Source organism: Corynebacterium sp. (genome assembly GCF_030532965.1).
Taxonomy (GTDB): Bacteria; Actinomycetota; Actinomycetes; order Mycobacteriales; family Mycobacteriaceae; genus Corynebacterium.
In genome coordinates this window covers 1-10,879 of the sequence record NZ_JAUNKC010000045.1, presented here as the reverse complement: position 1 = coordinate 10,879, position 10,879 = coordinate 1, and the positions used below count along the sequence as shown (strand labels likewise).

Below are 10,879 nucleotides of genomic sequence, written 5' to 3'. Positions count from 1 at the left end.
GCTGCGGTTATCTGGGTTTATTTGTTTATTTTGTGGATACCCGGCGGCTCCACTGTACGGGGAAGTATTGAAACCTCATAAGAGGATCAATGCTTCCCCGTTTCGTTTGGTTTGTGAAGATCCTAAAGGATGGCAAACTTTCTGTTGTCGCAGAACTCGAAGCAATTGCAGCGCTTTATGCACCTATGAGTTCAGCGTAGACTGAAAAGACTGTGTTCGGTGACCAAAGGTTAAACAAACAAACCCGATTACTTGGCCGCGTCAGCCAGATATGCCTCATGAATCAACGAGTATTTAGCCGAGGTCGTCTTCATTGTCCTCTTTGTCAATATCTTGGAGCCAAGCAAATGCCTGCTTGATTGCACTTTGGTCAGGCTGAAGAATCTCCAGCCCATCTTGAATAAGTCCGTAGAGCTGGTCGATCCATGCCTGCGCGAGCTCCACGTTGCCGCCTGGATTTAGCGAGAGACTCGGAATGAGATGAAAACCGTGAAGCAGGTTGAGACACGGTTCCATCGCATGTGTCTCCACAGACCACCACTCCGAGTGGGAAACTCCGCTAGCGATTCCATAGGAGTGTCGGTATAGGTCCAAGAGATCTGTTTCTTCAGCCATCTTCCGGAGTGATTTGCCTTCAACAAAGATGTCACGAGTGTCAACGACGCGATGATCAATAATGCCGTCGTTGTGGCTCAACCGCTGGAATTCATTCACACTTTCATCGAATCCTTGTGTGCGGACGTCATCAGGAACTTCCTGGAGCATCTTGGCAAACAGCTTCGCTTTGCCAGCGCCATAGTCCTTGAATCGTTTGTAGATTTCAAGGTCTTGAGTGTTCATCCATCGTATGTAGATTTTGATCTCTACAAGCATTCGTCCGATATGAGCTGCATGCTCGACAGACCAGAGGTCAGGGGATCCGAGGATAGCAATAACGTCGCGTCCAGCTCTCGCAACCAGTCCAGAAACAACTTCCTGACGTTCACTGTAGTAAAGATCCGTTGGCGATGTTTCGAGTGCTTGGATGAAACTACTGAGCAGATCCATGGCGAAGCGTTGCAAATTAGTTTCTTCTACGGTTGATGACAGAGAATCGGAATCGTTTATTGGAAGGTTCTTATCCGAAGGCATAGCTTCTTCCTCTAGATCGCGTTTCCTCAAGCAACCCGATGTCATTGAATTTGCGCCCCAGAACTCTTGAGCCCATGCAGTAATGTCGTCGACGATCTGTGGATACTTTTCAGCGGTTCTCGACTTCGTCGCTCCCCAAGAAGCTCTCACCACCGAGTCTGCCTGGGACAGTGTACCTGCGTTGTTCGGATAACACTTCAGTAGATCAATTATCTCCTTTTTGGCGCGGAAGGTACCGGCTTGGACCTGGCTCGAGATAGGAAGATATTTGATTAGTGATTCCCTGTGTTGGTCCGCTAAGACACCGTAAAGTGCTGCATGGATTAACTCAAGATCGCTTACCTTTGGAGGGGTGGCGGATTGGTTATCGGTAAGCCACGGTGCGGGCATTGAACGGTAAATGGAGAGAGCAGCCTTCACTTTATTAGAAAGAAGACCTAGTTGTTCGGCTTCGGATCGAATCATCTCTACAGAATTAGGGAAACGCCCTTGCAGACGTGCGAGAGATGTTAGCCTTCCGTCTAGATTGTCGGCGATGAAACCCAGATCGCCATATTGACTTAGACTGTCAAGGACAGCTTTCTGCCACCTAACAAATGACCGAATACTGCCATTACCCTTTTCCGCAAGGACGAGGGCAGGCCAGAGAAGGTCGGGGAGGTCGTCTTTGGCCCAATTACCTATTTGTAGGACTCCAGTTGCGACAAAGGGCGGCATGTAAACCCGTCGCCCTTTTCGTACATGGCCTGCCATGGAGCCTGATTCCTCAATGTGTTGTTGTTTCTTTTTCGATTTCATAACAACTGTGGCTCCTGTGAGATGTTTGTTGCTTCGATGGTCATTACATTACTTCGTGCGGCTGACAGTATTGGAGCGCTGAGCGTTTACCTAATGGAAAGGAACCATCCAGAAACTGTATGTCCAAGACAGTGTAAATGTATGTATTAGGTTGGGCTGAAAAGATAAAACGCAAAATCTAAGGACGCTATTGGCAGGGTGAACGGAGAGCGCGCTGCCGTGTCGGTATGGCGTGCTGTTCAAAGCTTGTAAAGGTTGAATGAATTCGCCACGTAGCAGCCTGTTGAATATGACTAACCTGGATTGGAAAATGGTATTCACAAAGTTCAGGAGAGCAAATGGGGCGGATGGACTTCACTGATGCGTTGACAGTGCATTTGGAAAAACAATCGCGGAAGTGGCAGCCGCAAGTGGCAGTTCGCGCGCCGCATTTAGGGATAGATTTTCGTTATGGGATTGAGGACTTACCGTTCCATTCCGCGAGCGTTGGGAAGCTGATTACTGCTGCGCTAATCATGCAGCTCGTCGAAAAGCGTGAGTTGGCATGTGATACCCCGGTTGTGGAGCTGCTCGGAGAAGAATTGCTCCAAGGTCTTTTCGCTCATGGGCAGCTTGAGAATGCGACCATTGAACACTTGCTCACCCATACCTCGGGAATCAATGATTACTTCACTGGTCGCAGTAAAGGTCCCTCTGTTTTGAAGAAAGCACTGCGCGATCTTGACCGAAGATGGACACCGCTGGATTTAGTGGCGCATACGCGCGACTATCAAAAACCAGTGGGGCAACCGGGGCAACGGTTCTTCTATAGCGATACCGGCTTCATTCTCTTGGGCCTTGTGCTTGAATCGGTGCTGGGTGCGAAATACCAGCAGCTTGTGCATGACCGTATCTTTCAGCCGTTAGCCATGAATCGCAGTTTCATGCCGCTTTTATCGAAGCCTGCAAGTGGCACCGACGAAATCGCGCCATTGTATATTGGGAACACCAGAGTAGATGGCACACAGGCCTTGAGTATTGATTGGTCTGGCGGCGGCATCGCGGCAACGGTAGAAGACTATCTCACGCTCATTCACGCCTTGCGGTCGGGAGATCTTATAGCGAACGAGACCTGGGAGTGGATGGCGAAATCACGTCACAAGTTCCGTAGTGGCATGTACTACGGTGCGGGCACAATGAACGTGAAGTTTTCGGGCCTTGCTCCGTGGCTACGCGGCTGGCCGCGACCAGTGGGGCACCAGGGCATAACATCTACTCATCTTCTTTATGACCCAGTACATGATGCCGAGATCGTCATCAATTTTGGCTCCAGCAAGGCGATTAGAGCAAGCTTTGCCACCCTGATTGAAATCGTTGGGTTATTGCGGAAGAGCTGAATAGGGGTATGGCACGAAAAGCCGTAACAAGCTTTCGGGAATCGTCGGTAACGCTGGTGCAAACTGGTGATTTCCGAAATGGTCTGTGTGTAGTTTCCGCCGTTTAACCCTGCTTTTCGTTTTTGTAGGTAGAGCAGTGCGTGTTTAACGTATTGGCCTGGGGTTTTCACGGTTCAGAAGTGGCTTTTTCTGCGCTGTGTTTCTCTGATTTAAGTTTCATGGTCTCCACTGCAAAGCAGCAGGCGGCTTGGTGTCCTTGCCCCAACTCGACTTATTCATCTCCCACGCCACGAAACCAGCCGTGCCGTCGCGGAAAGGTCGAGTTGCCCTAAGCGAGCCTGCGCCGGGTTACCGGTCAAATGGGGTTTACGATCGTTGGTCCCCTAATTTCCTGCATGAAGAGTACTTGGGAAGCACGCCGCTAAAGAATCGCCATTCGGAGAAAAATTTGTAGTTAGCGATTGCCGTCCTATGTCCCGCACAAACCAAGGTTTTCTTAACCCCAGGGCTTAATCCCGGGCGCGGCTAGCTCGGCGTCCGCACCCTAACTCGACTTATTCATCTTCTACGCCACGAAACCAGCCGTCCCGTCACGGAAAGGTCGAGTTGCCCTCAAGGGCTGCGCCAATTACCTCGCCTAGCTGCAGGGTTGTGATGCTCCTGTGGATGTCAGCGCGGTAACTTCCGCGTTAGCGTCTTGCAAGTCAGGTTGGTGTGCACCATCGAAGTGAGGCAAAAGATGGCAGAGGTGCTGTAAGGGTGCTACCACACTGGGGTTAAGCGGGTACATTGTGGGCGAGGGGAATTCTTATATGCGAGAACAAAGCATGCATGCGGTAACCACGTACTATGTCCATGTGCTGTTATAGGGGGTAGCTGGGGTAGGGATGCTTAGGAAACTTTCAGCACACTTTTTCGTAATTGGGAAGCTGAGCGGAAAACTAAAATTACTGCTGTGTGATTTTGATTTGGTTGTGGTTGGCGACGAATGTTGGGGGCATCGGCCGCCGTTGATGTAGCAGGTTGGCGAACTAGATAACGTTTACGGGCATAAGCCAAGGTGCCGGTATGGGAGCTTATTTGCTACTTGTGAAATCGTTTGTATTGCTGAATGGCGTTCGTGGTGTGGCGGGGAGGGGAGGTGTCCCGCATTATCAGTGCGTTAATGGTTGATAATAGAAAGCTGTGTTTTATATTGAGTCTATATAAGTGCAGGTCAGTATGCTTTACCGTTTTGTGATTTTTGGCAAAAATGCCCGATGCGCTTTGCTAACCTGCTCATAGCAAATGATCCGTACCCAGTTAAAGGGAGTAGTTGTGAAGCTTCGTCGCGCTGTTGCGATTTGTGTTCTTGTCCCAGCCCTAGCGTTTGGGCAGACCACCGTTGTTGCCCAACCGGCTGTTGCGCAGGTTCAGAATATTGAAACTGACGTAAAGGCAGCCTTGTCGTCTATGCCGCAGATCGGTGGCTCGCAGTTCCAGCTGCCGGAGCAGCTCGATATGAAGCAGGTCTTCGGGGCGGTGTTCGGTTTGCTGGCACTGATTGGCGGCATTGTTGGATTAGTGTTTGGCCTTAAGGGCAAGGGGTCAAGCGAAAAGCCGGACACGGACATGAAACCGGGCACGGAAATGCCGGGTGACCAGCCGCCAGCTGAAAGCGGAAACGTAGCAGGCGATAACGTTCCAGCCCCAGCTGCTCCGGAAACGGGTGACGCTGATGCGGATGCCAACACCGAAACTAAGCCAGCACCACCGGCTGACCCAGCCCCAGAGGTGGAGTCGAACTCACTGCGCGAGACCGTGGACAAGTCCGAAATGGATGCCCCACCAGCAGCGGAATACCACAAGAAGTCGGATCGTCCTGCCCGCTGTTCCGCGATCGAGGATCTGCCGGATTACCGCGGCATGAGCGAGAAGCAGCGCATGGAGTGGATGTTGCGCCAGACCAACCGGGTTCGTGAAGCGCACGGCGTTAACCCGGTGCAGTGGAGCGAAGAACTCGCTGGTGATTCGCTGCGGTGGACCAAGTACCTGATTGACAACCACCCAGGCAAGATCGGTCACCCGAGCACGTTTGGTAAAGATGGCACGGAGCTTGATCTCAAGCCAGGTCAGGGTGAAAACGTTGCTTATTACACCAATCCGCTTGAGGTTGTAGAAGGCTGGTGCCGTAGTGACGGACACTTCCAGAACATGATTCGTCCTGAGTTTACGCACTACGGACAGGCGTTGATTAAGGGCACTAACGATTTCTACGTTTCAACCAGCCGGTTCCAGATGTAATACGTAATCGCAGGTTGCGGCCGGGCGTCGATAAGCTACATGCTTTTTCGACGCCCGGTTGTTGCGTTTTGTGGGATTCCGCGGGAAGTGCAGCAACCTAAGTCGGATATCGGTGTGCTCTATTTACCGAGTTGAGGGATACAGGATGACGAATACATCACTGAGGTGTTGTCGTCCGCGTGCTTAGCTTTTCGACGCCCCACCGGTGCCGTTGGTCACTGTTACTGGTAGCCGAACCGTTCGTAGATTGCGGCGCAGTACTCTTCGTCGGTGATATAGCCGTTCTCACAGCCGTCGAGACCCTGGATTTCCCCGGAACTGGGGTTCGGGTTTCCATTTTCGTCTGTCCCGTAGCCGCACAAATAAGCAGGGCAAGTGCCGCCGTCGGCAATAGGGATTTGGCTGAGATCAAGTTCCTGCTGGCTTAGTTGGGCGCCAGCGTAGACGGCTGCGCATTCGGATGGGTCATTGACAAATGCATCAGTGCGGGGGCAGACATATTGTGCTGGTGCAGTGGAAGTAGTGGTGGGGGCCTGCGAGGCTGGATCGATGCGGCATAGTTCGCTGGGGCGCTCGGAACCATCGGACCACAGTGCCATGTCGGCGCTGCCGTCGACGCACTTAACCACGGTTGGCTCGGCAGGCTGAGCCGAACGGGAAGTGCTCGGGGCCTTGGTATGGGTCACAGTGGTGGTTAAGGGTTTCGGTGCGGTGGATGAGGTATCGTTCGATCCGCAGCTGATAAGCAAGAATGCGGTTGCAGCCAGGCCGATTGCACGTATCACAGTACTTCCTTTTACGGGTAGGGGAACGATGATGAAGCTGCGTCAGCCACAGCACCTTCGGTTTTTCCTATCCGATATTAAGTCAAAGCTAATTTTTCTTAACATTTTGCCCCTATTTGGTGGGGTGGGGGAGTTTATGGGGCTTATCGGGGGCGAAGTGCAGCGCAATAATCGGGTAATTGTATAAGTGCTACTAAAACTTTGTTACAAAGAGCTAAGAATTTGACCAATTGCGTTGCATAAAGCACGTTGCATGAACAATTATTGGTACATGGACGATATTGATCGCGCGATAGTAGCTGAACTGCAAAAAGATGGCAGATTAAGTAATCAAGATTTAGCCGCACTGGTGGGGCTCACCCCAGCACCCTGTTTACGCCGGGTGCGGAAGTTAGAAGAACTGGGAATTATCAAAGGCTACCGGGCTGTCGTGGATCAAGTGGCACTCGATCGCGGTTTTGAAGTCATAGTTCAGGCGGATGTGGGAAAAAATGACGGACCCACCATTGCGGAGTTTGAACAGCGGGTAGCCGCAATGCCGGAAGTTGTTGAATTGCGGCGCATGTTTTCCCGCCCAGATTATTTCATCCGCGTGCGAGTGCGCGACGCGGAGCATTATGAAGAATGGCTGACCAAGGGGCTATTGGGCAACCCGGGAGTCGCCCGGGTGGATTCCCGCATGACGATGAAAGTCATCAAGGCGGGGGATTAGCCCCGTCGCCCGGGTCAGGTTAATCGATGCAGATCGGGGGACAGGTGAACCCCCACGGTGTCACCTGGTTGCCATCGTGGGGCACCTAGGCAACGGGAGCTTAGTCGCACTCCATCGCCGCGTTCGACAACGTACATGGTGGAGTGGCCTAAGAACTCGACGGTGCGAATGGTGGCAGTGAAATCACCAGCTTCGGTGGCCGGACGCAGGCTGACTTGTTCGGGGCGGACGACTGCGCCGTCGTCAAGCACTGTGCAGGTACCCAAGAAATGCGCGACCCACTCCGAGGCGGGCGCGTTATAAACCTCGCTGGGGGTGCCGCATTGCGCGATGACACCGCCGTTCATGACGGCGACCCGATGCGCCATCGATAGCGCTTCGTCTTGATCGTGGGTAACTAAAATTGCCGAGGCATCCGCAGCCGCAAGAATGCCAGCGATATCCGTCCGCAGCCTGGTGCGTAATGCGGCGTCAAGCGCGGCAAACGGTTCGTCGAGAAGTACCAACGCGGGGTTCGGTGCGAGTGCACGAGCGAGTGCCACCCGCTGGGCTTGCCCGCCGGAGAGCTGTGCTGGTTTGCGGTCAGCTAACCCCGCGACATCCACAAGTTCCAACATCTCCGCGACGCGGGCGGCTTTGTCCGGGTGTTTTCCTAACCCAAAAGCGACATTCTGGGCCACCGAAAGGTGCGGAAATAACGCGGCGTCTTGCGGAACCAGGCCGATACGACGCCGCTCCGGCGGAATATTGGTGGTAGCGGAGAACACCGTGGTTCCGCCGAGTTCGATGGTGCCGCCAGATGCCGCCATAAGGCCGGAGATCACCCGCAGCAACGTTGTTTTGCCGCAGCCGCTGGGCCCTAAGATTGCAAGTAACTCGCCGGTTTCAAGTTGCAGATTGGCGTTATCTACCACCGGACGCGCCGAATTTCGGTAGGCGGCCGATACGTCTTTTAACACGAGGGCAGGGGTCACGATTTTACCTATCTGAATCTGGGGAACCGGCCAACATCAATGCCGGAATGCTCGCGGCGGCGATTAAAGCTAGGGCGTAGGGGGCGGCGGCACCGTAGGCGTTGATGTCGCTGAGCTGCCATAACCGGGTTGCTAGGGTATCAGTGCCGATGGGGCGCATCATGAGGGTGGCGGGAAGTTCCTTCATCACTGTTACCGCGACGATCAACGCTCCGGAGGCGATACCCGGCCACGACAGTCGTGCGGTGACCTCCAGCCATGTTTGGCGCGGATTGCGGCCTAAGCTGCGCGCCGCGTCTTCCAGCGTGGTGGGAACTTGGGCGATAGCGGTACGCGTACTACCCATCGCTTTAGGGACGAACATGATTGCGTACGCAACGACCATGAGCGCCATCGTTTGATACAAAAATGGCAGAAATCTCAACGCGAGATATACCATCGATAAACCCAGGACTACCCCGGGCAAGCCGTGGCCGATATAGGTTACCGTCTCAATCGCCGCTACCGACTTTGCTTTTCGACGCGCGGCCAACACGCTAATGGGCAACGCCAATGCGGTGGCGAGTGCTGCGCCGATTAACCCAAGCGCAACGGTTGTGCCCAGCGCATATAAAAGGCGTGTGCCTTCAAATTCACGTTGCGCCACGCTCAACGACAATCGGTACAGCTGCTCTCCAATGGGCAGTCCCACGCTTAACGCGAAAATTCCCAACAACCAGGCGCAAACGCCCCAGGTACCCCACCACGGAAGCGGCTTAGGTGGCACATGACCATGTGCAATGCGTGTCGACGTCACAGGTTGCCGAAGCAGCCGCTCGCAGGCCACCACGATTATCGCCAACACCACTAAAAGCGCAGACAACACGATCGCGAGCGTTCTATTGAAACTCCCGGAAAACGCGGTCTGCACGGCCGGGGTCAGGGTGGGAAACCGCATGATGGAAACCACCCCGTACTCCGCTAAACAATAAAGAGCAACCAACAATGCCCCCGCCGCTGCGGCAGGAATGACCTGGGGCAGTGACATGCGAATAAACGCCAACACCGGACCTGAGCCAAGCGTGCGGGCGACGTCTTCGATGCCCCGGTCCGCGCGTCGAAAAGCAGCGGCAGTTGGAAGCGTAACGTATGGCGTTGTCGCCAAAACCAAAACCAGCCACGAACCCACAAACCCGCGCAAGTCGGTGGCAGAGACCCACGATAGCCCGGCAACATAGGACGGAACTGCAAGTGGCAATGTCGCGGCTACCCACCATAACCGTGGCAGCGGCAAAGCGAGCCGCACCAAACAGAAAGCCGTAGAAACACCCAAGACTAACGCGCCCGCAGCGACAGTCACCACTAAATACAAAGTATTGAGCGAATGCGTAATCGTGTTGGGGCGGGTAAACGCGCGGATGACCGCCCCAGAAGGAGCGGCCATCAACTCAGCGATCAGAAAGAAAAGTGGGGCAGCCACTAACGCAGCCGCGCCGATCGCTAAACCTAAAAGAAATCGGTGTGAAGTAGTCACTACAGCTTACTTAGTGAAGGTCAAGCCAACTTCATCAATCATCGCTGCAGTTTCATCTACCGACGAAAGCTTCGACAAATCGAAATCAGGATTCGAGCTTGGATCCATTGCTGGCACACCTTCCGGTGCGGTCATTCCCTCAACCAGCGGATATTCGAAGGTTTCGGTGGCGAAGTACTTCTGTGCATCCTCCGACAGCAGGAACTTGACGAACTCCAACGCCTGCGGATCCTTCTCTGCCTTCTTGGTGACACCAACGCCGGTTGCATTAACCAGGGAAGCTAAATCGCCCGGCTTGCCGAACTTCAGCTGTGCCGTCATGTTCTCGGCGCCCTTTTCTGCGGCATCCAAGTACCAGTAGTAGTGGTTGATCAGACCAAGCGAAATCTCACCATTATTGACAGCCTCAAGGATGCCGGTGTTCTTCTCGTAGGTCTTCACCTTATTATCGACGAGCTTCTGCAACCACTCGCGAGTGAAATCGTCGCCCTTTTCTACCCGCATAGCGGTGACAAACGAAAGGAACGAAGCGTTACCAGGGGCAACACCGATCTGTTCCGCCCACTTCGGATCAACCATTGCGTCAATGGTGTCCGGCGCATCTGCTTCTTGAACCTTGTCCTTGTTATACGCAACGACGCGTGCACGGCCGGTAACGCCCACCCACTTCTTCTCAGAAGAAGAGAAATTAGCGGGAACGGACTCAAAAACCTCAGCAGGAAGCGGTGCGAGCAAATCTGCATCGCCAACCAAACCCAAGGCACCAGCTTCCTGGGAGAAGAAGACCTCAGCTGGCGATTTCTCGCCCTCGGTTAACAGCAACTGAGCCTGCTCAGCGGTCTTTCCGTATCGCACTTCGGTCTTAATGCCCGATTTTTCTTCGAACATCTTAATCAGTGGTGCTACCAAATCCTCGCTGCGACCTGAGTAGATCACCAAGGTATCGTCACCGGACTGGGCCTGGGTTGCATCAGCTTGTGGGGAAGCAGTGGAAGAACCAGATGAGCTATCGCTGTTCGAGCATGCAACTAAGCCGCCCACCAGGGCAACCGATGCGGTTGATGCCAGAAGAAACCGATAAGGAGAACGCATAAACACCTCTAAGAAATACGGGGACATTGTAAAACCACACCTCAATTAGCACAGTTCTAGCTAACCTAACATAAATTGTTTGATGGTGTCTACAACTATTGAATGATAGCGGCGCGATTGTTGCGTTCGCATCAGGATTCTGTGTGGGTAGTGGTTTTTCTTTTGTGGTGTTGTGCTGGGGGTTTGTTGTTTGTTGTGGGGGTGTGTAAGTTATA

Annotated in this window: 8 protein-coding genes; 3 read left to right on the top strand and 5 right to left on the bottom strand. The window is 53.4% G+C overall.

Annotated features, from left to right (window positions below; all coding sequences use genetic code 11):
• Positions 1–294: 294 nt before the first annotated feature.
• Positions 295–1,929 carry a DUF5677 domain-containing protein gene (locus Q4D85_RS13930; protein WP_303201319.1) on the bottom strand — a complete coding sequence of 545 codons (1,635 nt, stop codon included), beginning with the start codon at positions 1,927–1,929 and terminating at the stop codon, positions 295–297.
• Between the two features lie 347 nt (positions 1,930–2,276).
• Here Q4D85_RS13930 and Q4D85_RS13925 point away from each other — a divergent pair, with 347 nt between their 5' ends.
• Both Q4D85_RS13925 and Q4D85_RS13920 read left to right on the top strand, forming a co-directional pair.
• Positions 2,277–3,305, top strand: coding sequence for a serine hydrolase (locus Q4D85_RS13925; RefSeq protein WP_303201317.1), 1,029 nt, complete (start codon positions 2,277–2,279; stop codon positions 3,303–3,305).
• A gap of 1,317 nt (positions 3,306–4,622) precedes the next feature.
• On the top strand, positions 4,623–5,588 hold the full coding sequence (locus Q4D85_RS13920) for a CAP domain-containing protein (protein WP_303201316.1): 966 nt from the start codon (positions 4,623–4,625) through the stop codon (positions 5,586–5,588).
• 221 nt (positions 5,589–5,809) lie between these two features.
• Here Q4D85_RS13920 and Q4D85_RS13915 read toward each other — a convergent pair whose 3' ends face one another.
• Positions 5,810–6,373 carry a hypothetical protein gene (locus tag Q4D85_RS13915; RefSeq protein WP_303201314.1) on the bottom strand — a complete coding sequence of 188 codons (564 nt, stop codon included), beginning with the start codon at positions 6,371–6,373 and terminating at the stop codon, positions 5,810–5,812.
• A 271-nt stretch (positions 6,374–6,644) separates the two neighbouring features.
• Between Q4D85_RS13915 and Q4D85_RS13910 the strand changes: the two genes are divergently transcribed.
• Complete coding sequence (locus tag Q4D85_RS13910; RefSeq protein ID WP_303201313.1) at positions 6,645–7,085, top strand: Lrp/AsnC family transcriptional regulator; 441 nt, start codon at positions 6,645–6,647, stop codon at positions 7,083–7,085.
• Positions 7,086–7,099: 14 nt separating this feature from the next.
• On the opposite strand, the gene Q4D85_RS13905 is transcribed toward Q4D85_RS13910, so the two are convergent.
• The 3 genes from Q4D85_RS13905 to Q4D85_RS13895 are packed head-to-tail and all read right to left on the bottom strand — an operon-like array spanning position 7,100 to position 10,664.
• Entirely contained in the window at positions 7,100–8,059 is a 960-nt protein-coding gene (locus Q4D85_RS13905; protein ID WP_303201311.1) for an ABC transporter ATP-binding protein, read from the bottom strand.
• A 4-nt stretch (positions 8,060–8,063) separates the two neighbouring features.
• Positions 8,064–9,572, bottom strand: coding sequence for an iron ABC transporter permease (locus tag Q4D85_RS13900; RefSeq protein ID WP_303201310.1), 1,509 nt, complete (start codon positions 9,570–9,572; stop codon positions 8,064–8,066).
• Between the two features lie 6 nt (positions 9,573–9,578).
• Entirely contained in the window at positions 9,579–10,664 is a 1,086-nt protein-coding gene (locus tag Q4D85_RS13895) for an iron ABC transporter substrate-binding protein (RefSeq protein ID WP_303201309.1), read from the bottom strand.
• Positions 10,665–10,879 lie beyond the last annotated feature (215 nt).

Excerpts from the sequence above, each read along its gene's own strand:
- Q4D85_RS13930 (WP_303201319.1), bottom strand. The coding sequence starts at position 1,929 with ATGAAATCGAAAAAGAAACAACAACACATTGAGGAATCAGGCTCCATG.
- Q4D85_RS13925 (WP_303201317.1), top strand. The coding sequence starts at position 2,277 with ATGGACTTCACTGATGCGTTGACAGTGCATTTGGAAAAACAATCGCGG.
- Q4D85_RS13910 (WP_303201313.1), top strand. The coding sequence starts at position 6,645 with ATGGACGATATTGATCGCGCGATAGTAGCTGAACTGCAAAAAGATGGC.
- Q4D85_RS13895 (WP_303201309.1), bottom strand. The coding sequence starts at position 10,664 with ATGCGTTCTCCTTATCGGTTTCTTCTGGCATCAACCGCATCGGTTGCC.